Source organism: Flavobacterium xizangense (assembly GCF_054075145.1).
Window position 1 is genome coordinate 37,213 of sequence record NZ_JBSIPG010000007.1, and the last position, 21,469, is coordinate 58,681.

Below are 21,469 nucleotides of genomic sequence, written 5' to 3' on the forward strand. Positions count from 1 at the left end.
ATCTATGTTTTTATGTGTTAAAAATGAACACACAATACAAATATTCGTCAAGCGAAAATTATACAAATGAGAAAACAAAAAGTTTCTTTTTTCTGGTTCAGACGCGATTTGCGTTTAGAAGACAATACCGGATTATTTCACGCCTTACAGTCAGATTTTCCTGTAATTCCTTTATTTATTTTTGATGTTGACATTTTGGATAATCTCCCAAAAAAAGACGCCAGAGTAACTTTTATTTACGATTCACTTCAGAAAATAAATTCACAGCTAATCGAAGTTGGTTCTTCAATTCTAATCAAAAAAGGAAAAACAACAGAAGTCTGGAAATCAATTATTGAAGAATATGACGTACAAAACGTTTTCTTCAATAAAGATTACGAGCCTTTTGCAATTAAACGCGACAATTCAATTGATTCTCTTTTAAAAGAAAACAAAATCGAGTGTTTCTCTTTTAAAGATCACGTAATTTTCGAAGAAAAAGAAATCACAAAATCAGACGGAAATCCTTATACAGTTTACACTCCTTATAAAAACAAATGGCTCGAAAAATATCGTTTTTTAGGGTCAGCTCCCGAATATGATTCTACTCCATTTCAATCTAATTTTTTCAAAAATCAATTTTCATTTCCAGAATTATCAGAAATTGGTTTTGAAAGAAGCCTTGTAAAAGTACAGCCACATAATTTAACCCAAATTGCCAATTATAAAGAAACGCGAGATTTCCCTGCTTTAGACAGTACTTCATATCTTTCTCCACATTTACGTTTTGGAACCGTGAGTATTCGAAAATTAGTAAATTGGGCCAACCGAAAAAATCAGACTTTTTTAAGTGAATTAATTTGGCGGGAATTCTTTATTCAAATACTGTTTAGTTTCCCGAATTGTGTCAATCATAATTTCAAGTCAGCTTACGACGGAATTCAATGGCGTAATAATGAAGAAGATTTTAAACGCTGGTGTGCCGGAACAACAGGTTATCCAATGGTCGATGCAGGAATGCGTCAACTTAACGAAACTGGTTATATGCACAATCGTGTTCGAATGGTTGTAGCTAGTTTTTTATGCAAACATTTACTGATTAACTGGCAATGGGGAGAAGCCTATTTTGCCGAAAAATTATTGGATTTTGAATTAGCATCCAATGTAGGAAACTGGCAATGGGCTGCGGGAACGGGTTGTGATGCCGCACCTTATTTCAGAGTTTTTAATCCCGAAATCCAACAAAAGAAATTTGACGAAAAAGGCGAATACATCCGAAAATGGATTCCTGAATTTGATTTTGGTTATAATGAACCAATGATTGATCACGCTTTTGCGAGAGATCGTGCGATTGCGACTTATAAAGCTGGAATTTTGAAATAAGTTTTTTTTTGTTTCAAGTTTCAGGTTTCAGGTTAACAAACAATACGAAAAAAAATTTATCAAAGTTTAAAACTTTAACAAAGTTCTATAGATAAAGTTGAGCCAACTTGAAACCTGAAACTTGAAACAAAAAAAACAAAATTTAGTACTTCAAATAATTCTCCACCACAATTTTCGCCTTCAAATCAAACATTAAATTGTAAAGTCCAAAGAAAGTACGGTTCATGTAAATAAAATGCTTAGAACCACGATTTCCATTCATTTTTTTCAAATTAGTATCTTCAGAAAAGCGTTTTCCTAATACAGCAATCGCGTTGAAAAAAGTTTCATCAGCAAAATCGAAAGTTTCATTCTGGAAAGGCTTAGTAAAAAGCGATAATAAATCATGGAACATCTCCGTGAAATATTCAACTTCTGCTGGCGTATCATCTTCACGAAGAATTTCTAATTCGTATAACTTATCATTAAAAAGCTTCTCGTCAGTAATTACATTTTTATTGATTAACTCAAAATACGGTGTATAAAACTCTTCTGGGATTTGTTTCATACAACCAAAATCCAATGCAATTAATTGATTTTGATCATCAACCAAAAAATTTCCTGGATGCGGATCTGCGTGTACTTTTCGCAAAACATGAATTTGGTACATATAAAAATCCCAAAGCGCCTGTCCTATTTTATCGCTAGCTTCCTGATTTGCATTTTTTGTCGTAAATTCTGAAAGATGAATTCCGGTCATCCAGTCCATCGTGATAATTTTCTCTGATGAAAATTCTGGATAATAGTTCGGAAAAGCGATGTTTTCAATTTTACTGCAAGCATCAACAACTTCCTGACTTTGTTTTAATTCCAATAAATAATTCGTTTCTTCAATCAATTTGTCTTCGACTTCTTTGAAATATTTATCCGAATCTTTCCCCTGAAGATTAAACATTCTAATGGCAATTGGTTTTACCAAAGCCAAATCAGAAGAAATACTGTTTGCAACTCCTGGATACTGAATTTTAACAGCCAGCTTTTTGTTGTTTTTCTTCGCCAAATGTACTTGGCCAATGCTCGCTGCATTTATAGAATTCGGATTGAAGTCGTCAAAAATTTCATATGGCGTTTTTCCGAAATTACTTTTGAACGTTTTTAAAACCAAAGGAGCAGAAAGCGGCGGAACAGAAAACTGAGAAAGCGAGAATTTCTCGACATAAGCCTGAGGCAGGAAATTTTTGTCCATACTCAACATTTGAGCAACTTTCAGCGCGCTTCCCTTTAAACTTTTTAATCCGTCATAAATATCCTCTGCATTATTTTCATTTAATTTATCTCGGGTCAAATCTGGATTAACTATTTTTTCTGCATAATGTTTTACATAGTTTACGCCAATTTTAGCACCGGTCTGAACCAGTTTTCCCGCTCTTTCTATTTTCGAAGTTGGTATATAATCGATTGTTTTCATTGTTTGCTGTATATTTTTTCTTTAAAGAGAAATTTTCCAAGATCAATCAAATGATTCATTGGCGCAACATTCATCAATTCGAAGGACGCATTCACTGATTTTTCGATGAAAATATCAGTTTTTTCAAAAGCAGCAGATTCATCATCCATCCAGAATTTTATGGTCAGCATTAACTGCAACCAAGCCGATTCCTGAATGGCGCTTTCCTGAAATTTTTGAAGTTTTTCCAGCTCCAATCTGTAATCATCAGTTAGAATTTCTGAAACATATTCTTTAAAACTGTTTCTGAGTGTTGTCAGCTGAACTAAATTTTTAAGTGGATTTCTGTCGATTTTAAGCGATTGAAGAACATAACTTCTGTTGGCAGTCAAAATTTCGAAGAAAGTATAATAAAAACTCAGCATTTTATTTTTCATATCATAGTGCTGATATTCTTCGTTTTTGTGAAGCAAGTTGACTGTGTTTTCAAAAAACAGTCGAAATATTTCTTTTTCTAAACCTTCTAATGTCCCAAAAAAAGCATAAAATTCCGCTTCTGTAAAATCATTTTCCTTCGCAAAATGAAAAACGGATTTTGGTTTTTGGCCTTTTTCTAAAACTTCATTCATGTATATTGAAACGAGATCATCTTTGGTAATTACCTTTTTTTTAGTCGCCATTTTATTAAAATTTAGAATTTGCCATAAAGGTAAACATTGTTTAAGTACCTTTACTAATCATTAAACAAGAAGTACTGTTAAATATATTATAAACTATTATGGCTCAAAATGTTTTAATAACCGGCGGAACAGGATTTATTGGTAAGCACCTAGCCGATGTTCTTATAGACAATGGCTTTTCAGTGTCTGTTTTGAGCCGATCTGAACAAAAAAACACACCATCTATTACGTATTACAAATGGGATCTCAAAAGAAATTTTATTGAGAAAGAAGCCGTTCTGAATGCTGATTATATTGTACATCTCGCCGGCGAAGGAATTGTTGAAAAAAGATGGACTAAAAGACGCAAAAAAGCAATTTTAGAAAGCCGAACAAAACCTATCGAACTTATTTTTTCAATTTTGAAAGAAAACAACAAAACAGTAAACGCATTTGTTTCTGCATCTGCAGTTGGAATTTACGGGGCAATTACCAGCAACAAAATTTGCAATGAAGAAACGCCGCCCGCAAATGACTTTCTGGGAAGAACTTGCCAGGTTTGGGAAAATACCACCGATAAAATAAATACGCTCGGAATTCGAACGGTAAAAATCAGGACTGGAATTGTTTTTGCAAAGGACGAAGGTTTCTTAAAAAAAGTTGTTCCGAGTTTCAAATCGGGTTTTGGTGCGGTTTTAGGTTCAGGAAAACAATATTTGCCCTGGATTCATATTGATGATTTAGTTCAAATTTACCTAAAATCAATTACCGATGAACGTATACATGGTGTATACAATGCCTGTATTACCGATAATACAAGAAATTCGGGGTTTTCAAGAACATTAGCAACTATTTTAGGTTACACGATCTGGCTTCCTAAAATACCCGCTTTCTTCTTAAAAATTGCACTTGGAGAAATGAGTAAAGCGGTTTTAAAAGGTCAACGAGTTTCATCACAAAAAATACAGAAAACAGGATTTGAATTCCAGTTTACAGATTTAGAGCGAACACTTCGCAGTTGCCTGCAATAACATACGACTCAGACTCTACAAATTCTTGAGGTGAATTGCTGCTACCCATTTATTTTAAAACCAAAAGAATTTGTAAAGATCTTCGTCAATTTTTATTTCATGATTCCCGTTAAATCCGTCTGGACGGTTTTTGAAATTTTGTTGGCTACAACATAAGGAATTTCGATGTTAAAATCTTCTACAGAAATTGGAAAATTTGACACAATTTGAATTCCTTCAGGAACTCTTTTCATCAGCGCTTTTACAGCAATTATTTTCGATTTCCCATGCAGGTACAGTTTTCCTTTAATGTCGTATTCTCTTTCAGTTTCATCGATATTTTTTAGGTCGAATTTTTCGATTTTGCCTTTAAAAACTGCTTTTGGATAACGATGGCTTTCAATATAATTATCGTTAAAATGTTCCTGCATTAAATCCATTTTAAAACGAAAATCTTTGATAATAACAGTACATATAAGTGTACTTGTTTCAGGCTCAAGAACAAGAGTTCCGAGCTTATTTACCGCTTTCACTTCTTCAAAAAAAGGAACAGAAGCTTCAAAATTTACAACCGCTGAATTGGTTTTAAATTTATCCTGAGCAAGCAAAGAAAATGCGGTAAAAAGTAAAATTAATAAAGTAGTTCTTTTCATAATCGTCATCATTAAACAATTATGTCATTCGATTTTTTTATTTTAAGAAGAGAAAATCAGAACTTAAGATAATAGCTTAAAAAAATAGAATGGCAGTACTCCGTGAGATATTCCTTAACCTAATAATTGTATACTTAAAGTTACGAAATTTCTATTTACAAAGTTCTTGAACTACTGCTAAAAATTTGTGAATATTTTGGATGAAAAATTAGTACAGTGAATTATGAAGTACCCATGGGACAAAAAAAGATTGTGTTCTATTATATTTCTGTCAATATATAATCTCTACGAGATATTCCGTTAGGAATTAAATATTGGTAGAAAAAAAACATATAAACATCGCTATTTGTCCCATAGGGACTTTACCTCAATTTTATTACTGAACAGGCGTGCAAATTTCAATCAAAAATCCTTCGGGATCACGTAAATAAGCCACAACCTGCCCCCAAGGTTTTTTCGTTGGTTCTGTTATTAAAACGGCTCCAAAAGAAGTTGCTTTTTGTACTAATTCTCCAACATCATCCGTTATAAAACCGATCTCAATTGCAAAAGGCTTATTTTCTAAATTACTTTGAATGAAGCCGTCTTTTAAATTTTGGTTTGCTAATTTTTTTGATGCAAATGAAAGTGTGGTTTCTCCTGTGATTAATTCGCCATAATCATTGTCTGGGCTAATAAATCTCCTTGTAAATCCAAAGGCATTTTCATAAAATTCAATTGCTTTTTCGACTTCTTCAACATATAATATTGTATATCCAAACTTTACCATTGTGTTGTAATTTTAATGTTATAACCTAAAGATAGACAATCTAACTGATTTCTAATAGAACATTATATTTATCCAAGCTTGCTAAATCTTCGATAGAACTCACATTGGCAACTTTTTCATGCTCTTCAACTTCTTTTTTTGTTTCAATATGTTTGATGGCTTTTCTAAAGCGGCGTACTTCTTCCAGGCTTGATAAAATAAGCCCCGGAACCTGAACGCTTTTACCTTCTTTATCTTTTGCAACCATTGTAAAGTAAGACGAATTGCAATGTTTTATTACGCCAGTCTGAATGTTTTCTGCTTCTACGCGAATTCCAACAACCATTGAACTTCTTCCTACATAATTTACAGAAGCTTTCATAGTTACCAATTCTCCTACTTCAATAGGTTTTAAAAAGTTTACTGTATCGACAGACGCGGTTACGCAATAATTCCCACTGAATTTTGATGCCGATGCAAACGCAATTTGGTCCAGTAATTGCAAGATATATCCTCCATGAATTTTACCGCTAAAGTTGGTATGCGATGGCAGCATTAATTCTGAAATACTAATTTTTGATGATGAAACGAGTTTGAAATCTGTAGCCATGTTTTTGTTTTTTGGTATGTTTGTGTTGATTTTTAAACCCATAGAATCATAGATTTTATAATTAGAAAAAAGACGTCTCACTTCCATAAACAAGCATAGTGCTATGTGTTAGAAACGAGTTTCTTTTTTTATGCTCTCTACATAAGATAAGACCTATATTTATATGTGTTTAAAATATTTATACTTTGTTTAATTCAAAAATTGATTTTCGTCTTCATTTGAGGCTCTTGCAATAATACTTTCAGGAAGCGACTTTTTTGCCTTTGCACCCATTTTTTTTAGTCTTTCAACGCTTGAAATCAAGTTTCCTTTTCCGTCGACCAATTTATTCATAGCGCTTTCGTATTCAGTTTTGGTATCTTTGATTTTATTTCCAATTCGGACCAAATCGCTCACAAAACCTTCAAATTTATCATAAAGTGCTCCTGCTTGTCTCGCAATCTCAAAAGCATTTTCCTGTTGCTTCTGATTCGTCCACATGCTATCAATTGTGCGCAAAGTCGCCAATAAAGTAGTCGGAGTTACAATTACAATATTTTTATCGAAAGCTCTATTATATAATGTAGAATCTTCATTCAAAGCAATTGCAAAAGCAGGTTCTATCGGGATAAAAAGCAAAACAAAATCTGGACTTTCAATTTGATATAAATCGTGATAATTTTTGTTTCCCAGTTGCTCGACATGTCTTTTTATAGAACTGACATGTTCTTTTAGAAAATCAATTTTCAATATTTCCGATTCTTCGTTAACCCATTTTTCGTAAGCTACCAGCGAAACTTTAGAATCGACGATCATCTTTTTCCCATCGGGCAAATTGATTACAACGTCGGGCAGCACTCGGGCTCCTTCTGTGTTGGTAAAACTTTGCTGTACTTCATATTCGCGTCCTTTTTCTAAACCTGATTTTTCTAAAACACGTTCCAAGACCAATTCGCCCCAATTTCCCTGCATTTTAGTATCGCCTTTCAAAGCTTTGGTCAAATTCAGGGTTTCCTTGCTCATTTGCGCATTCATTTCACTTAAGCCAATAATCTGCTGGCGCAACGCAGCATGATAATCGATACTTTCTTTATGCGTTTGTTCGACTTTTTTCTCAAATCCCTGAATTTTATCCTGAAGGGGCAACAGAATGCTTTTCATGTTTTCGCTGTTCTGTTCTGTAAATTTAGCCGACTTTTCTTCGAGAATTTTATTTGCCAGATTTTCAAATTCTTTGGTGAATTTTTCCTGAAGCTCTGTTATTTCAACTTTCTGTTCTTTATGGCGTTCCCACAAATTTTCAAAATCGACTTCTTTTTTTGAAAGCTGAATTGCCAGACTGTCTTTTTCTGTTCGGATATTTTCTTTTTCAGTATTGATTAATTGAACTTGTTTCTGAAAATTATTTCTTTCCATTTCAAGCTGTTCTTTTTGCTGTTGTAGCTGATTTAAATTGGCATTTAATTTTTCTTCCAAACTCGCTTTCTCCGCATGAGATTTGGCCGACATTAAAAGTTTTCCTAAGTAAATACCTAAAAATAGAGCAACGATAAAAGACAATAAAATGGGAAGAAAGTCCAACATACCTAAGTTTTTTTTAAGTAAAAGTACGCAATAATACGTAGTAGTAAATCTTTAAAATTAAAATTTCACGAATTCGCATCTATTCTAAATTAAATCATCATTTTGAAAAAAAAATAAAAGAAAAAACAAATTTCTACGCAACCTTTTTATAACTCAGCCATCTACAAAATATAACCTATTAAAATAATACAATGAAAAAATTAATGTTGAGCTTATTTATAGCTTTTGGATTGAGCGCATGCTCGCTTGGAAATGATGATATGAATGTTGATTGCGGTGCAAATACAGAGTTAGGATTTACTGGTTTTCCTCTTTTATGCAATTATGCCATTAAAACTTTACCTGAAAATCCAGCAGCCGTTGTTGTAACAAGTCAAGATAAAATGGAAGCACTTTTTACAAAACACGAAAATACTTGTCCGGTTGCTACCGATGCTAATATCGATTTTACTAAAAACATGCTAGTTGGTATTTTTTCAGGAATGAAAACAACAAGCGGTTATACTATAAAAATGACTTCGATTGTAGAAAACAAATGCGAAATGGTGATCAGTTACTATGAAAGCGGACCACAGTCAGGAGAAAATATTTCAACAAGTACAACATATCCTTCAGATTTTATTTTGATTCCAAGATCAGGTAAAACCATTATTTTCAATAAGACAACTGAAACTCCGGATAATATTATTATTGGAAGCTATTTTGGAAATTGTACAGGATCTGATTGTCAAAACTTTTATCAGTTAAATGATTTCAATATTTTAAAATTATTGAGCACAGCTTCAGGAAATTTCAACTTCGACCAATCAGCTTATTCTGCAAAAACTAAAAGAGGTGAATATACTGCATTTGGAAAAATTATTCCTTCAGAAATTTTAAACTTAAAAGGACAAACCAAAACGTACGGATCTCCAGATGCAGCAGATCAAGGTGGTATCTTTTTCCAATGGAAACAAGGTGCAACTACAACTAAAATTTTCATAGACAACAACGATACTGCTGATCAAAGTGCAGATATCAAAGCTTTCAAAAAAGCAATCAAAGATAAAATCACAAGTTTAAAATAATCTGATTATGAAGAAACATTTTTTATTTCTTATAGTTTTTGGACTTTTTACTACCGCCTATTCAATTGATTCTTCCAATTTAAATTCGGGCTCAATTGTGAATACTTGGATTTGGGAAAAATCGATCGGAGGAGCGAGTAACCCTTACACAGCGACCCCAAAAACTGCTGGCTTTACAAAAAAAGTAATTTTTACTCCTGAAGGAAGAGTTATCACCTATAAAAATGATGTAGAAATCAGAAACAGTTCTTATGAAATAGGAAAAGGAATTGGTTTTTCTGATCATGCAGAACACGACCTAATTACCTTTGAAGGGAAAACATACGTGATAGAAAACCTTGACAATCAAAACCTAACCATTGTAAGCAATAATCAAGATGCTGCACGCAGTATCTTCAAAAGGTAGTTTTTTAAGTATATAAAAACTATTTTTGCAAAACCAAACAATACCACTTTTTTTGAAAGACGATTTAGAAAAATACATTAGGCTCTGCATACAGAATAACCGGGAGGGACAGCTGAAAATCTATCAGCTGTTTTCGCCGGTTCTATATGGTATTTGCTTAAAGTATATGAAAAATGAAGATGATGCTAAAGATGTTTTTCAAGAAGCATTTGTAATTGTTTTTCAAAAAATAAGCCAATATAAATTTGAAGGAAGTTTTGAAGGCTGGCTAAAACGAATTTTCATCAACAAACTCATTGAAACTTTAAATAAAAAGAAAAAAGAAAGTTTCTTTTTAGATGTTTTTGACCCTGATACTGATTTTATCGAAGAAGAAGAATTAGAAACGATTCCGATAGAAAAAGAAAAACTATTAGAATATATTCGGGATTTACCCGATCAATACCGGACGGTTTTCAACTTATATGTTTTTGAACATATGAAACATAAAGAAATAGCCGAATTATTGAAGATTTCAGAGGGAACATCAAAATCAAATTTAAACAGGGCAAAGGGAATTTTGCAGAAAAGGATTTTGAGCATAAAAAATTTTAAAATAGCATGAAGAAGCAAAAAATAGAAGATATTTTTTCATCATTGGAAGACTTTTCGAGTGTTCCGCCACCAGAACTTTGGGCTGGTATTGAGGAAAAATTAGACAAACCTAAAAAGAAAAAAAGAGTAATTCTTTGGTGGTCGGCTGCGGCATGCTTATTATTATGCTTATCACTTCCTGCAGTTCTGTCTGATTCGGGTAATAAAATTGGTAATGGTACTTCTGTAGAAAAAAACAATGTAGTTCTTGATGAAAATAAAAATGGTGAAAATCATGAAAAACCGACTTCAACAGAAGATCAAAATTCGGAAAACAATAAAGAAGAAATTTTAAAACCAGATTCTGAAAAGGTTACAAACTCTAGAAACAATTCGATTATAAATCAAACGAAAGAAACAGCAGTTGCTGAAAATAATTCAGAAACAGAAAATGCTTCTAAAACTGCACGTTCAAAATCAAATGTTTCAAAATCAAATGTTTCAAAATCAAATGCTGTAAACAGCAATACAAATCAGGCTGTCGCCGAAGGAAAAACGGCTAACGAGAAAAATAATCCGCTATCTGTAACTGGAAATCAAAAACCAAACTCAGAAAAACAAATTTCGAATCAGGCAGTTGCAGTTCAAAATTACAATTCAGCGAAAGAAAATAGATTTAATTCAGCTGAGAAAAATCAACTGAATGCTTCAGAAACTCAGAAATTAAACGCTGAAAAAAGCAATTCAAATCAGGCTGTAGCAGTTAAAAGTTACAATCCAGAAAAACAAAATAGATTTAATTCAGCTGAGAAAAATCAGTTTAATACTTCTGAAAATAAAAAATCAAACAACGAAAAAGGAAATACGAATCAAGCTGTTGCGTTTAAAAATTACACTTCAGGAAAACAAAACGGATTTAATTCTGCTGGAAAAAATCAGTTTTCTGAAAATGAAAAAAGAAATCTTGACAACGTTTTGGCTGAAAAAACATTTACAAGCAAAACAACGAATTCATTTAATGCGACTTCAAAAAATCAACTTCCAAATTCTATTTTTGAAAGCAATTTAAATTCGAATGCAAATAATCTTGCTTTAAATACTTCGAAAACAAATTCAACGGAAAGAAAGCCAAATATGCTGAGTGAAAATAAAAAGGAAACTTTAGATAAGACTCAGAAATCGGAAAATGTAATTGCTGATAAAACACAAAAACGCGATTCAAAATTTAATGATATTTTGAGCAAGAAGGATTCTGTGCAATTAGCTGAACTTCAAAATCTAGAAAAAGGAATCATTACTCCTGAATTGAAAAAAGAAAAAGGAAAAGAAAAAGATCCAAAAACCACTGCAAATAAAGAAAAATGGGCGGTTGAAGTTTTTGCAGGAGTAGCAAGTTCTGAAAACTATAAAAATGATAAAACGCTGGGCAACGTCAATGATTCTAAACAAAGCAATAGTTACGGAGTAAAAACAAAATACAAGCTCAACAAAAAATGGACTGTAGGTTCTGGATTTAAAATAAATGAATTAGGACAAAGTGTTGCAAATGTTTCATATATTAGCACGAAAAATAATGCATTTTTAGGAACCAGCGATTATTTAATACAAAATGCGACCGTTCCTCAGATTGCAACAAACGAAAGTTATGTACTGGTTTCTAATACCACAAAAAATGCACTGAAAAGTGATAACATTCAGAGTGGAAACTTAGATCAGAGCTTGAAATATATCGAAATGCCGTTAGAGGTTTCGTATGCTGTTTTCTCCAAAAACAAAGCAAGTATCAGTTTAAATACGGGCGGTTTTGTTGGAAAACTAATTTCAAACAGCATTGCTATTGATGGAAATTCGATTGGCGAAAACGCAAACGCAAATGAGTTCGTTTACGGTTCAACTTTGAGCAGTACAGTCCAATATCGAGTGTATAAAAAAACAAATATTTTTGTAGAACCAGCTATGAATTATTATATTAATCCTTTGAGCAGTCAGTCTTTCAATCAATTCCAATGGGGGTTGAATTTTGGATTGAATGTCTCATTTTAAAAAATTTATTAACTATTTAAACCCCAAAATCAACGTAACCCCCTAAACCTACATAATTTTGAAAACAAGCCTAAAAGCCAGTCTTCTCAAAATGATCGTAAAAAACCATTGGTCGAACCACAAATCTTTCCCCAAGGATTTAATTTTAGCCAAAGAACTGGTTTATGATTGTTTTGATTTTGATTGCACTCAGCCGCAGCAGGAAAGTGAAAGCATTGATTATAGTGCCTACCGCTTCCTGATGAATGAAAAACATGTTTGTTATCGTGAAGCTAAAATCACTCCAGCAAAAACTGGGCAGTTTGTCACTTTGTGGAAACGAAGCAGACTCGGAGTTATCGAGCCTTTTGATCATTCTGATACCATCGATTTTGTCATTGTAAGTGTTCGAAAAGATAATCTTTTGGGACAATTTATCTTTCCAAAAAATGTTATGCTGGAAAAGGCCGTTTTCTCTTCAAAAACAGAAGAAGGAAAAAGAGCCATCAGAGTTTATCCGCCTTGGGATGAAACTGAAAGTAAACAAGCTAAAAAAACGCAGCAATGGCAATTGGATTATTTTTATCCAATAGTTCCTGAACCTGATTTTGACGCTTTTAAAAAATTGATTTCCTATTAATAAAAAAGGCTGCCTGGTTAAACAGACAGCCTTTTTCACTTTTATATTTTAAAGTTAAATTGCAGTATAACCTCCATCTGCAATAATATAACTTCCAGTTGTAAAAGAGGATTTTTCAGAGCTCAAAAACACAACCAGATCTGCAACTTCCTGAGCAGTTCCTAGTCTGTTCATTGGTGCTTTTGCCGCAACGGCATCCATCAAATTTTGAGTCAGATTGTCTTTCAGTAAAGCCGTTTCGATATAACCCGGCCCAACAGCATTACAGCGAATATTTTTTAATGCATATTCAGCCGCAATATTCTTAGTCAATCCCACTACTCCATGTTTTGATGCTGTATAAGCAGGACTGTTTGGCGCTGCAACCTGACCATGAATTGAGGCAATATTAACGATGCTTCCACCGCCATTTTTTTCCATTTGCTCTAACTGATAGCGACACGCATAAAAAACACCACTCAAATTAAGCGCAATTACACGATCCCAGACATCAGGTTCGTATTCGCTGGTTGGTTTTGCTGGCCCGCCCATTCCGGCATTATTGCAGGCAATATCAAGTCGGCCGTATTTTGAAACTGTCACCTCCACCATATGTTTATTATCCATTGCGCTCGACGAATCTCCTTTTACAAAAAAAGCCTCGCCTCCACTGTCTTTTATAATTTTTACAGTTTCTTCACCATGTTCAACATTTATATCCGAAAGGACCACTTTTGCTCCTTCCCGAGCATAAGCTTCTGCAACCGCGCGCCCAATTCCTGAACCACCACCAGATACAAAAGCCACTTTGTTTTCTAAAAGTGCCATATTCTTGTAATTTTAAATTGTCCTTACAATTTACGAAGATATCACGCAACGACAGCAGCAAAACCGGAGTTTAAAATAACATTAACTTGATATGCTAATCAAATGTTATTTAACCCTAAAACGACTTCTTTTTAAGAAAAAATCCGTAATGTTTTAATTCTCTCCATCCAATTTCATATTTCCACGATCTTCATGACTTTCGGGATTTGAATTTGGATAACGGTTTGGTGTAATATCTGAATTACGGTCTTTATTCTCGACTGTTTTTTTAGCTTGTTCATCTGTTGCTACACCCCGATTTACGTTTGGATTATTTGGGTTTATTTCATTGGCAACTTTTTTGATTTTCTCATTTTCGTTTCTTGCTCTTTCCACAACTTCTTTATTTCCCTCTTTATCTGCAACAACTTCTTTTTTCAAATTAACAGATTCTGATTTTCCATCGTGTGAAACATTTTTGCCTTTTGTATCATCTACATTTTTCTGTACTCCATTTATTTTTTTTGAGCCTAAATTATTCGTTTCCATAACTTTTACTTATTTAGCGTTCTTTCTATAATGTTACGAATTCCTCACTTGAAAAATTTACGACTTGATCTTGCTTTTGTTTTATAATTGCCATCTTTTCGAAATTTATTACCTTTAATGATAGCAACTTAACATTCAAATTATTATGAATTTCTTCAAAATCAAAACCTGTTGGTCAAATGCCGAATTTATTCTTATAAAATTATGTTTGGCTTCAGTCTATATTTTAGTCGGAAGCTATTTTCATGAATTTTTCCAAAACTATTATAAGGTTTTGCTTGTCATTTTCGGGATAAATGTAATTTGGTTTGTGTATCAATGGCTCAAAAAAATGAAAGCTTAAAAACTTTACCCATTAATTTTGCCAAAGAAACTATCTTTGCAAAAAAATAAAAATGCACAGACACTTCATTCTTTTTAAACCGTACGGCTATTTGAGCCAATTCATTTATGAATTAAAAAGAAAGAAAAAGCTGTTGGGCGAATTGCACGATTTTCCCGAAGGAACAATGGCAATTGGAAGACTAGATGAAGATTCTGAAGGATTGCTTTTGCTGACAACCGACGGTAACATGAGCGAACTCGTTCGAAGCAAAAAAGTTGACAAAGAGTATTATGTTCAAGTTGATGGATTAATTACTCCAGAAGCGATAGAACAATTGCAAAAAGGTGTCGAAATTGGACTTGATGGTGGCAAATACAAGACAAAACGTTGTAAAGCATCTATTGTTACCGAAATTCCGGATTTTGGGCCACGAGCTAAAAAAATTCGGGACGAACGTCATGGTCCAACTTCCTGGGCATCAATTACAGTCAGAGAAGGAAAATTTCGTCAGGTCCGAAAAATGACTGCTGCAGTTGGCTTTCCAACATTACGCTTAGTACGAGTTCGGATTGGTAATGTATATTTGCAAAACCTAAAAGCGGGAGAAGTTCTTGAAGTTTCCGATTTTCAATTAGATAATTAGAAAATATGGCAATTAGATAATACTGAAAACTCATAATTCATAACTCATAATTCATAACTCAAAAAAATGCTAAACGTTGTTCTTGTAGAACCTGAAATACCTAACAATACTGGAAACATTGGAAGATTATGCGTTGGTACAGAAAGCCGACTTCATTTAATTCACCCTTTTGGATTCGTAATCAATGACAAAAACCTGAAACGTTCCGGATTGGATTATTGGGTGCATCTCGATGTAACCGAATATCAAAATGTAGAGGAATGGATGCAACAAATTCCAGATAAATCTCGTGTTTTTTTAATGAGTTCGCATGCCGAAAAATCATATTTAGAAACTGATTTTCAAGACGGCGATTGGCTGGTTTTTGGGAAAGAAAGTGTTGGTTTAAGCAAAGAAGTTTTGGCTTTATTTGAAAATCATTTAACAATCCCGATGTCAAAATTGATTCGTAGTTTTAATATTGCGAATTCTGTGGCTTTTGTGGTTGGAGAAGCTAAGAGACAAATTGGAATAAAAAAAATTTAATCGTTTATTTGTTTAGCTGTCTAATCAAAAAATCAGAACGTTATATATGATTGAAAAATTATTATTCAACTTAGAAGTTATACTTATCGATTTTTTTTCTGCATATGGGTTACTGAGTATTATCTACTTAATTCTTTCAATATTCATCAAAAATCAATTTCTTCAAAAAATTAATAGTCAGTCAAACCGTTTTATTTCTTTTACTGGAATTATTTATTTAATTATCTGGCTAACTGCAACAATAGTCGAATTGAATATTATAGACCAAGAAAACAAAAATTATTTGATCAACAGGATGTTTGGCAAATATTGGTTTGGATTTTGGCTTCAACCTTTACTATGGATTTCTATGAGCCAACTTCTTAGAATTAAAGCAATCGAAAAAAACATTCTTTTAAAATTAATTTTCAGTCTTTTCTTTATTCTCTCAATTGAAAAAATAGTTATCATTACTTCTTCTTTTCATAGAGATTATTTACCAAGTTCATGGACAATATCATCTAACATTTATTCTACAAATATATTTCTTGAGCTATTAATTAAATTTTCCATTTTTCTAATTGCTGTTGGAATCTTCACAATGATTAGCCAAAAAATTAATGATTTAAAAGCGATCAAAATCAAACAATAATTAACTTTTATTTTTTTGACATAAAAACATTATGACCAACACCATAACCGTAGAACAAGCTTTAAAAAAAGGCAGATGGCAATTGAAATATTTGCCTATGATTGTAACTTTTGGCATTATTGGAGGAGGAATTTACCTTTTCGATGCAAAAATAGTTGGAGGTTGGATCATTCCTATAGGTTTTTTATTAGGGTTCATATCTGGCTGGTTGGTATGGAGTTATTATGTAAATATTTGGAAAGTATGGGCATATGAAAATGTACGCAATATTCACGAATTACAGCGAAAAGCAGTTGAAGAAAAATTAATTTGGCAAAGTGGAAGCTGGTTTGAAAAAACTGAATTTAAAAATTATCAGCAAAAGCAGAAATTAAAACAGTTAGAGAAAAAATTTCTTGAAAAAGACATTTTCAAAGATGACATTTCAGTTCCAAAAGAAACACTAATTTTTTATTCAAGAATTACTATTCTTTTTTTATTAGTACTTTCTCTAGTAATGAACATATCGGGTATCTACTTTCTATATGAGAAAGAATATTTAGGATTATTTTTCTTAGGAATAGGTGTTTATTTAACTTATGATAATGTTAAAAAATTAAGAGACAAAAGCCCTCAAATTATAATTAATGCCGAAGGAATAAAACTTAAAGATGAAAAACTTGTTAAATGGAATAACGTCCTAAATGACAGAGTTTTTACCGAAATAAGAGGGAAAAATTCCACAACCTATTTGGCATTTAATCACGAAAAGATTGATATTGGAGAATTGGACATAAAAACTAAGGACTTAGAAAAAATGCTTCATGTGTATCGTGTCCGTAATGAAAACACTCTTTAGGTCACAATAAATTTTCCTTTTTCTGAATCAAAAATAATATGTTCATCTTTGAATAAAGACGCAAAACTTCCATTCGAAATTAAATTACACGGCTGATCTTGTACTATATTTTCTGGCGTCATGACAATCATTTCATCACTTAACTGAATTGCAAGATCAATATCGTGGGTAGAAAACAAAATGCATTTTTCTGTTTCCTGCGTCAGTTTTTTCAATAATTTGAATAACGAAACTTTATGAAGCAAATCAAGATGGGTTGTTGGTTCATCCAAAATAATCAAAGGCGTATCCTGCGCAAGCGCGCGCGCAATTAAAACCTTCTGCAATTGTCCGTCGCTTATTTCAAAATGCTTCTTTTTTGCTAAATGCGTGATTTGAGTTAAGGCTAAAGCTTGATTAACTTTTACAACATCTTCAGGAGTTAAAGTTCCAATCCAATTCGTATAGGGCTGACGTCCCAACGCAACCAATTCAAAAACAGAAAGATTGCTTGGCGGTAGTTTTTCGGTTAAAACCAAACTTAAATTCTGCGCTAATTCTAAAGGCTTGAATGCCGAAATATTTTTTTCATTCAAATAAACATTTCCAGACAATGGTTTTTGGATTCCGGTAATTGTTCTGAGTAAAGTCGATTTTCCAATTCCGTTTGCTCCAATCAAAGTAATGAGTTTTCCTGATGCTAAATTTAGATTTAGATGCTCAGCAATGGTCGTAACTCCTTTCTTGGATTTGTATCCAATATTTAAATTTGAAGTAGTTAAAATGTTTTTCATTTTTAAAGATTCTGAGTTACTAAGATCCTAAGCTTCTAAGTTTAAAAATAATCCGTTTAATCTGTGCAATCTGTGGCTAAACAAATTACTGAAAATTTCTTTTTCGGACTAAAAGCCAAATTACAACCGGCGCACCAATTATAGAGGTTATCGCATTTATTGGAAGCGTTACATCAAATCCTGGCATTTGTGAAACGATATCACAAAACAGCATTATTATAGATCCAAAAAACAATGTACTCCAAAACAATATTGTATGATTGCTTGTTTGAAAAACCAGTTTTGCAATATGCGGCACTGCAAGTCCGATAAAAGCAATGGGGCCTGCAAAAGCCGTAATACTTCCTGATAAAATACTCGTAGCAAATATGATGACCAACCTTGCTTTTTTAAAGTTCAACCCCATGCTTTTTGCGTAATTTTCGCCCAAAAGCAATGCATTTAAAGGCTTGATACTACTTGCGCTTAAAAGCAAACCAATTCCGACGCAAACTGTCAAAATTCCGATGGTTCCCCAAGAAAGATTTCCAAGACTTCCCATTGACCAAAAAGTGAATTTTTGAAGTTGTTCTGCTGTACTAAAATACGTCAGGACACTCACAATTGCCGATGTAAAACTCCCGAACATCAAGCCCACAATCAAGATTGCCATTGTGTCGCGTAATCTCTGTGAAACTACTAAAACCAAAAGCAAAACTAATGTACTTCCAAAAGTAGAAGCAATAACAATTCCGTATGATGACAATGCTATTACCTGTAAAAAAGAAGGCAAAAATCCTGCTCCTAAAATTACAAAAGCAACACCCAAACTTGCGCCTGAACTCAATCCTAAAACATACGGGCCTGCTAACGGATTTCTAAATAAAGTCTGCATCAAAAGTCCGCTGATTGAAAGTCCTGTTCCAACTAAAACCGCCGTAATTGCTTTTGGCAAACGATAATTGATAATAATATATTCCCAAGTTGATTTTGTCGCTTGTCCGCCTGTTAAACTCGTAAAAACTTCCTTTAGCGGAATCGTAACAGATCCTAAACTGATGCTCGCAAAAAACATAAGCAAAAGTCCCAAAGACAAAACGACAAATAAAATGGTATTTCGTTTTTTGTTTGCCAATTTAATTCAGTTTTGATGCAAAAGTAAATTCATAACCCGTCAATAAATCCGGATGGAAAATCTTGATATAATCTTTTAAAACCAAATCCGGACGGCTTGGCGATAACTCATAAAAAATCGTTCCGCCAGTTGCTCCAAATTTACTCTCTAAAGAATAAACCGCTTTGTTTTTAAAAGCATCAAATTCACCATAATGCGGATTCGCTTTCTGTAATTCTTCTAAAGTTTTAAAAGAACCTGAAACCACCCAAACATTTGCACCTTTTGCTTTATCCAGCACTTTTTCAAAAGACAAACCTTCACTTCCTGTTCCTTTTAAATTGCTCCATAAATAATCGGCTTTTGCATCTTTCATAAATTGTGCAACCCAGCTATTCCCTTTGGCTACATACCAAACATCTTCATACATTGAACCGTATAAAACTTTTGTTGTTGCCGGTTTATCTGTTACTAATTTTTTGGCTTGATTGTAGCTTTCAACAATTTTATCAAACAATTCTTTGGCTTTGTCTTCTTTTCCAAATAACGCCCCGTAAAGCTTAATCCATTCGGCTTTTCCAAGTGGAGATTGTTCCATCCAATCGCCTTGAATCAAAACATTCAAACCGCTTTTTTTCAAATTATCCAACATCGGATTATTGTTGTCAACTCCAAAAGTCACAATCAAATCTGGGGATAATTCGATCAGCTGCTCACTATTTAATTTTTCGTTTTGTCCAACATTTTTTACCGAACCTTTATCAATAAGTACTCTTGTTTTTTCAGACGAAATATAATCGGTGTGTGGAAAACCAACCAATTTATCTTCAACTTCCAGCATTTCTAAAAACGGAATATTTGTTGTCGAAGTAACCACTACTGACTCTAATGGCACTTTTATTGTTGTATAGGTTTGAAGACTGTCCGGAACTTTAGCATCTTTCTCTTTTAAAACATATTTAAAATCCTTATTTGCATTAGGCCAAGGATTTGAGATTGTAACTACAAAATATCCTTCTTGTTTTACGATAGAAAGCCCTGAAGCGAATTCGATGCTGTTTTTTGCAGTTTCTGATTTTACGGTTTCAATATTCTCACTTTTTTTACAACTTGTAAGAAGAAAAAAAGAAAGAAAAAATACTAACTTAGGTAAATAAAATTTCATATTTAACGTTTTGGATAGGGACAAAGGTAAATCATTTTCTGATTTTTTTGTTTACTTTTATTCTTACAAAATTCAACAAATTGTATCTTTACATTATGAATACCACAAAAACAAAAATTTGCTCAAGCTGTGAAACTTCTTTCAGCTGTGGAGATATTTCAGTTGAAAACAAATGCTGGTGTAATGACTACCCACCTATTTTTAATCTTTCAGAAGGAGGTGACTGTTTGTGTCCAGACTGTTTCAAAGAAGCCTGCGAAGATAAAATCGATGCTTATATAGAAACAATAACTCCTGAAAAAGCTTTAAAAAACAAAGCCGCATCGTTGCCCAAAACAGATAAACTTATTGAAGGTATTGATTACTACATGGAAAATGGCAATATGGTTTTTAAAACCTGGTATCATCTCAAAAGAGGCAAATGTTGTGGAAACGGTTGCAGACATTGCCCTTATTAAATTATTAATTATAAATTGTTAGTTGTTAATTATGAAAAACAATGTCGTTAAAAATAAAAGCTTTGATTTCGCAATTCGTATTATCAAATTAAATCAACATCTAAACAACAACAGAAAAGAATTTACTCTTTCTAAACAACTTTTAAGATCTGGAACAAGTGTTGGCGCAATGATTAGGGAAGCTGAACATGCAGAAAGTAAAAGCGATTTTATTCATAAATTTGCAATAGCACAAAAAGAAGCTAATGAAACTGTTTACTGGTTGGAGTTATTAAAAGCAACAGATTATCTTAACGAAAAAGAATTTGATAACATTCATCACGATGCGATTGCAATTTTAAAATTAATAACAAGTATCTTGAAGACTTCAAAAAACCAATTAGTAGCAAAACAAATCCAAAAAATTAATAATTAACAATTAACCATTATAAATGATTTATTTAATTACTGGTGGAGAGCGTTCTGGAAAAAGCCATTATGCACAAAATTTAGCTTTACAACTTTCTGATTCACCTCTATACGTTGCAACAGCGAGAAAATGGGATTCCGATTTTCAGAATCGTATTGATCGTCATCAGCAAGAACGTGACGAACGCTGGACTAATATTGAAAAGGAAAAACATTTAAGCGAAATTGATTTTTCAGGAAAAGTGGCACTTATTGATTGCGTCACGCTCTGGCTGACTAACTTTTTTGTTGATACTAAAAATGATGTTTCTTTATCTTTAGAAGAAGCAAAAAAAGAATTTCTTTCGATTGCCAATCAGGAAAATGCTACACTAATAATTGTTACCAACGAAATTGGAATGGGCGTCCACGCCGATACTCACATTGGCAGAAAATTCACTGAGCTACAAGGTTGGATGAATCAATTTTTAGCCTCAAATGCTGATGAAGTTGTCTTGATGGTTTCTGGAATTCCAGTTAAAATAAAGGGCTAAAAT

At 33.0% G+C, this 21,469-nt stretch carries 25 protein-coding genes; 14 read left to right on the plus strand and 11 right to left on the minus strand.

Translation table 11 applies throughout. The annotated features are described in order from the left end of the window. Positions 1 to 66: 66 nt before the first annotated feature. On the plus strand, positions 67 to 1,362 hold the full coding sequence (locus ACWA1B_RS15915; protein WP_456908535.1) for a cryptochrome/photolyase family protein: 1,296 nt from the start codon (positions 67 to 69) through the stop codon (positions 1,360 to 1,362). Positions 1,363 to 1,504: 142 nt separating this feature from the next. On the opposite strand, the gene ACWA1B_RS15920 is transcribed toward ACWA1B_RS15915, so the two are convergent. Both ACWA1B_RS15920 and ACWA1B_RS15925 read right to left on the minus strand, forming a co-directional pair. Next, on the minus strand, positions 1,505 to 2,809 hold the full coding sequence (locus tag ACWA1B_RS15920; RefSeq protein WP_456908537.1) for an ABC1 kinase family protein: 1,305 nt from the start codon (positions 2,807 to 2,809) through the stop codon (positions 1,505 to 1,507). Beyond that, on the minus strand, positions 2,806 to 3,468 hold the full coding sequence (locus ACWA1B_RS15925) for a TetR family transcriptional regulator C-terminal domain-containing protein (RefSeq protein ID WP_456908539.1): 663 nt from the start codon (positions 3,466 to 3,468) through the stop codon (positions 2,806 to 2,808). The genes ACWA1B_RS15920 and ACWA1B_RS15925 overlap by 4 nt, the downstream gene beginning before the upstream one ends. 98 nt (positions 3,469 to 3,566) lie before the next feature. On the opposite strand from ACWA1B_RS15925, the gene ACWA1B_RS15930 reads away from it, so the two are divergent. Beyond that, a complete protein-coding gene (locus tag ACWA1B_RS15930) occupies positions 3,567 to 4,478 on the plus strand; it encodes a TIGR01777 family oxidoreductase (protein WP_456908541.1) in 912 nt (303 codons plus the stop codon). A gap of 92 nt (positions 4,479 to 4,570) precedes the next feature. Here the strand turns inward: ACWA1B_RS15930 and ACWA1B_RS15935 are convergent, their stop codons facing one another. The 4 genes from ACWA1B_RS15935 to ACWA1B_RS15950 form a co-directional block, all read right to left on the minus strand. Then, entirely contained in the window at positions 4,571 to 5,110 is a 540-nt protein-coding gene (locus ACWA1B_RS15935; RefSeq protein ID WP_456908543.1) for a YceI family protein, read from the minus strand. Between the two features lie 376 nt (positions 5,111 to 5,486). Next, positions 5,487 to 5,879, minus strand: a complete 393-nt coding sequence (locus tag ACWA1B_RS15940) for a VOC family protein (RefSeq protein WP_456908545.1) — start codon at positions 5,877 to 5,879, stop codon at positions 5,487 to 5,489. A 40-nt stretch (positions 5,880 to 5,919) separates the two neighbouring features. Continuing rightward, complete coding sequence (locus ACWA1B_RS15945; protein WP_456908546.1) at positions 5,920 to 6,468, minus strand: acyl-CoA thioesterase; 549 nt, start codon at positions 6,466 to 6,468, stop codon at positions 5,920 to 5,922. Between the two features lie 189 nt (positions 6,469 to 6,657). Then, a complete protein-coding gene (locus ACWA1B_RS15950; protein WP_456908548.1) occupies positions 6,658 to 8,031 on the minus strand; it encodes a DNA recombination protein RmuC in 1,374 nt (457 codons plus the stop codon). A gap of 191 nt (positions 8,032 to 8,222) precedes the next feature. On the opposite strand from ACWA1B_RS15950, the gene ACWA1B_RS15955 reads away from it, so the two are divergent. From ACWA1B_RS15955 to ACWA1B_RS15975, 5 genes are read left to right on the plus strand one after another with little or no spacing between them, the layout of a single operon-like run. Next, positions 8,223 to 9,098, plus strand: a complete 876-nt coding sequence (locus tag ACWA1B_RS15955; protein ID WP_456908550.1) for a protease complex subunit PrcB family protein — start codon at positions 8,223 to 8,225, stop codon at positions 9,096 to 9,098. 7 nt (positions 9,099 to 9,105) lie between these two features. Continuing rightward, positions 9,106 to 9,504: a hypothetical protein gene (locus ACWA1B_RS15960; protein WP_456908552.1), complete on the plus strand. Its 399-nt coding sequence runs from the start codon at positions 9,106 to 9,108 to the stop codon at positions 9,502 to 9,504. Between the two features lie 52 nt (positions 9,505 to 9,556). After that, positions 9,557 to 10,108, plus strand: a complete 552-nt coding sequence (locus tag ACWA1B_RS15965) for an RNA polymerase sigma factor (protein WP_456908554.1) — start codon at positions 9,557 to 9,559, stop codon at positions 10,106 to 10,108. After that, positions 10,105 to 12,120 (plus strand): hypothetical protein, encoded by a 2,016-nt coding sequence (locus ACWA1B_RS15970; RefSeq protein WP_456908556.1) that lies wholly within the window; start codon positions 10,105 to 10,107, stop codon positions 12,118 to 12,120. The genes ACWA1B_RS15965 and ACWA1B_RS15970 overlap by 4 nt, the downstream gene beginning before the upstream one ends. A 58-nt stretch (positions 12,121 to 12,178) precedes the next feature. Next, a complete protein-coding gene (locus tag ACWA1B_RS15975) occupies positions 12,179 to 12,739 on the plus strand; it encodes a MepB family protein (RefSeq protein ID WP_456908558.1) in 561 nt (186 codons plus the stop codon). Positions 12,740 to 12,793: 54 nt separating this feature from the next. Here the strand turns inward: ACWA1B_RS15975 and ACWA1B_RS15980 are convergent, their stop codons facing one another. Both ACWA1B_RS15980 and ACWA1B_RS15985 read right to left on the minus strand, forming a co-directional pair. Next, positions 12,794 to 13,546: an SDR family NAD(P)-dependent oxidoreductase gene (locus ACWA1B_RS15980; RefSeq protein WP_456908560.1), complete on the minus strand. Its 753-nt coding sequence runs from the start codon at positions 13,544 to 13,546 to the stop codon at positions 12,794 to 12,796. Positions 13,547 to 13,699: 153 nt separating this feature from the next. After that, a complete protein-coding gene (locus ACWA1B_RS15985) occupies positions 13,700 to 14,074 on the minus strand; it encodes a hypothetical protein (RefSeq protein ID WP_456908562.1) in 375 nt (124 codons plus the stop codon). A gap of 395 nt (positions 14,075 to 14,469) precedes the next feature. Between ACWA1B_RS15985 and ACWA1B_RS15990 the strand changes: the two genes are divergently transcribed. The 4 genes from ACWA1B_RS15990 (at position 14,470) to ACWA1B_RS16005 (ending at position 17,036) form a co-directional block, all read left to right on the plus strand. Further along, a complete protein-coding gene (locus ACWA1B_RS15990) occupies positions 14,470 to 15,042 on the plus strand; it encodes a pseudouridine synthase (protein ID WP_456908564.1) in 573 nt (190 codons plus the stop codon). A 66-nt stretch (positions 15,043 to 15,108) separates the two neighbouring features. Then, a complete protein-coding gene (locus ACWA1B_RS15995; RefSeq protein ID WP_456908566.1) occupies positions 15,109 to 15,567 on the plus strand; it encodes a tRNA (cytidine(34)-2'-O)-methyltransferase in 459 nt (152 codons plus the stop codon). A gap of 46 nt (positions 15,568 to 15,613) precedes the next feature. Next, positions 15,614 to 16,198 carry a hypothetical protein gene (locus tag ACWA1B_RS16000; RefSeq protein ID WP_456908567.1) on the plus strand — a complete coding sequence of 195 codons (585 nt, stop codon included), beginning with the start codon at positions 15,614 to 15,616 and terminating at the stop codon, positions 16,196 to 16,198. Between the two features lie 97 nt (positions 16,199 to 16,295). Beyond that, the gene (locus ACWA1B_RS16005; protein WP_456908569.1) at positions 16,296 to 17,036 is read left to right on the plus strand and encodes a hypothetical protein; all 741 of its coding nucleotides are present in this window, start codon (positions 16,296 to 16,298) and stop codon (positions 17,034 to 17,036) included. Here the strand turns inward: ACWA1B_RS16005 and ACWA1B_RS16010 are convergent. The 3 genes from ACWA1B_RS16010 to ACWA1B_RS16020 form a co-directional block, all read right to left on the minus strand. Beyond that, the gene (locus ACWA1B_RS16010; protein WP_456908571.1) at positions 17,033 to 17,809 is read right to left on the minus strand and encodes an ABC transporter ATP-binding protein; all 777 of its coding nucleotides are present in this window, start codon (positions 17,807 to 17,809) and stop codon (positions 17,033 to 17,035) included. The genes ACWA1B_RS16005 and ACWA1B_RS16010 overlap by 4 nt on opposite strands. Before the next feature lie 85 nt (positions 17,810 to 17,894). Further along, the gene (locus ACWA1B_RS16015) at positions 17,895 to 18,923 is read right to left on the minus strand and encodes a FecCD family ABC transporter permease (RefSeq protein ID WP_456908573.1); all 1,029 of its coding nucleotides are present in this window, start codon (positions 18,921 to 18,923) and stop codon (positions 17,895 to 17,897) included. Between the two features lies 1 nt (position 18,924). Further along, a complete protein-coding gene (locus ACWA1B_RS16020; protein ID WP_456908575.1) occupies positions 18,925 to 20,067 on the minus strand; it encodes an ABC transporter substrate-binding protein in 1,143 nt (380 codons plus the stop codon). 95 nt (positions 20,068 to 20,162) lie between these two features. Here ACWA1B_RS16020 and ACWA1B_RS16025 point away from each other — a divergent pair, with 95 nt between their 5' ends. The 3 genes from ACWA1B_RS16025 to cobU are packed head-to-tail and all read left to right on the plus strand — an operon-like array spanning position 20,163 to position 21,466. Further along, positions 20,163 to 20,525, plus strand: coding sequence for a DUF5522 domain-containing protein (locus ACWA1B_RS16025; RefSeq protein ID WP_456908577.1), 363 nt, complete (start codon positions 20,163 to 20,165; stop codon positions 20,523 to 20,525). Positions 20,526 to 20,556: 31 nt separating this feature from the next. After that, complete coding sequence (locus ACWA1B_RS16030) at positions 20,557 to 20,940, plus strand: four helix bundle protein (protein ID WP_456908579.1); 384 nt, start codon at positions 20,557 to 20,559, stop codon at positions 20,938 to 20,940. 16 nt (positions 20,941 to 20,956) lie between these two features. Continuing rightward, positions 20,957 to 21,466: a bifunctional adenosylcobinamide kinase/adenosylcobinamide-phosphate guanylyltransferase gene (gene cobU / locus ACWA1B_RS16035; protein WP_456908580.1), complete on the plus strand. Its 510-nt coding sequence runs from the start codon at positions 20,957 to 20,959 to the stop codon at positions 21,464 to 21,466. The last annotated feature ends 3 nt before the right edge of the window (positions 21,467 to 21,469 follow it).

Coding starts and splice junctions, on each gene's coding strand:
- ACWA1B_RS15980 (WP_456908560.1), bottom strand. CDS start 13,546: ATGGCACTTTTAGAAAACAAAGTGGCTTTTGTATCTGGTGGTGGTTCA.
- ACWA1B_RS15915 (WP_456908535.1), top strand. CDS start 67: ATGAGAAAACAAAAAGTTTCTTTTTTCTGGTTCAGACGCGATTTGCGT.
- ACWA1B_RS16020 (WP_456908575.1), bottom strand. CDS start 20,067: ATGAAATTTTATTTACCTAAGTTAGTATTTTTTCTTTCTTTTTTTCTT.
- ACWA1B_RS15945 (WP_456908546.1), bottom strand. CDS start 6,468: ATGGCTACAGATTTCAAACTCGTTTCATCATCAAAAATTAGTATTTCA.
- ACWA1B_RS16005 (WP_456908569.1), top strand. CDS start 16,296: ATGATTGTAACTTTTGGCATTATTGGAGGAGGAATTTACCTTTTCGAT.
- ACWA1B_RS16010 (WP_456908571.1), bottom strand. CDS start 17,809: ATGAAAAACATTTTAACTACTTCAAATTTAAATATTGGATACAAATCC.
- cobU (WP_456908580.1), top strand. CDS start 20,957: ATGATTTATTTAATTACTGGTGGAGAGCGTTCTGGAAAAAGCCATTAT.
- ACWA1B_RS15960 (WP_456908552.1), top strand. CDS start 9,106: ATGAAGAAACATTTTTTATTTCTTATAGTTTTTGGACTTTTTACTACC.
- ACWA1B_RS15970 (WP_456908556.1), top strand. CDS start 10,105: ATGAAGAAGCAAAAAATAGAAGATATTTTTTCATCATTGGAAGACTTT.
- ACWA1B_RS15930 (WP_456908541.1), top strand. CDS start 3,567: ATGGCTCAAAATGTTTTAATAACCGGCGGAACAGGATTTATTGGTAAG.
- ACWA1B_RS16030 (WP_456908579.1), top strand. CDS start 20,557: ATGAAAAACAATGTCGTTAAAAATAAAAGCTTTGATTTCGCAATTCGT.
- ACWA1B_RS16025 (WP_456908577.1), top strand. CDS start 20,163: ATGAATACCACAAAAACAAAAATTTGCTCAAGCTGTGAAACTTCTTTC.
- ACWA1B_RS15995 (WP_456908566.1), top strand. CDS start 15,109: ATGCTAAACGTTGTTCTTGTAGAACCTGAAATACCTAACAATACTGGA.
- ACWA1B_RS15985 (WP_456908562.1), bottom strand. CDS start 14,074: ATGGAAACGAATAATTTAGGCTCAAAAAAAATAAATGGAGTACAGAAA.
- ACWA1B_RS15955 (WP_456908550.1), top strand. CDS start 8,223: ATGAAAAAATTAATGTTGAGCTTATTTATAGCTTTTGGATTGAGCGCA.
- ACWA1B_RS15925 (WP_456908539.1), bottom strand. CDS start 3,468: ATGGCGACTAAAAAAAAGGTAATTACCAAAGATGATCTCGTTTCAATA.
- ACWA1B_RS15950 (WP_456908548.1), bottom strand. CDS start 8,031: ATGTTGGACTTTCTTCCCATTTTATTGTCTTTTATCGTTGCTCTATTT.
- ACWA1B_RS15935 (WP_456908543.1), bottom strand. CDS start 5,110: ATGAAAAGAACTACTTTATTAATTTTACTTTTTACCGCATTTTCTTTG.
- ACWA1B_RS16000 (WP_456908567.1), top strand. CDS start 15,614: ATGATTGAAAAATTATTATTCAACTTAGAAGTTATACTTATCGATTTT.
- ACWA1B_RS15940 (WP_456908545.1), bottom strand. CDS start 5,879: ATGGTAAAGTTTGGATATACAATATTATATGTTGAAGAAGTCGAAAAA.
- ACWA1B_RS15990 (WP_456908564.1), top strand. CDS start 14,470: ATGCACAGACACTTCATTCTTTTTAAACCGTACGGCTATTTGAGCCAA.
- ACWA1B_RS15920 (WP_456908537.1), bottom strand. CDS start 2,809: ATGAAAACAATCGATTATATACCAACTTCGAAAATAGAAAGAGCGGGA.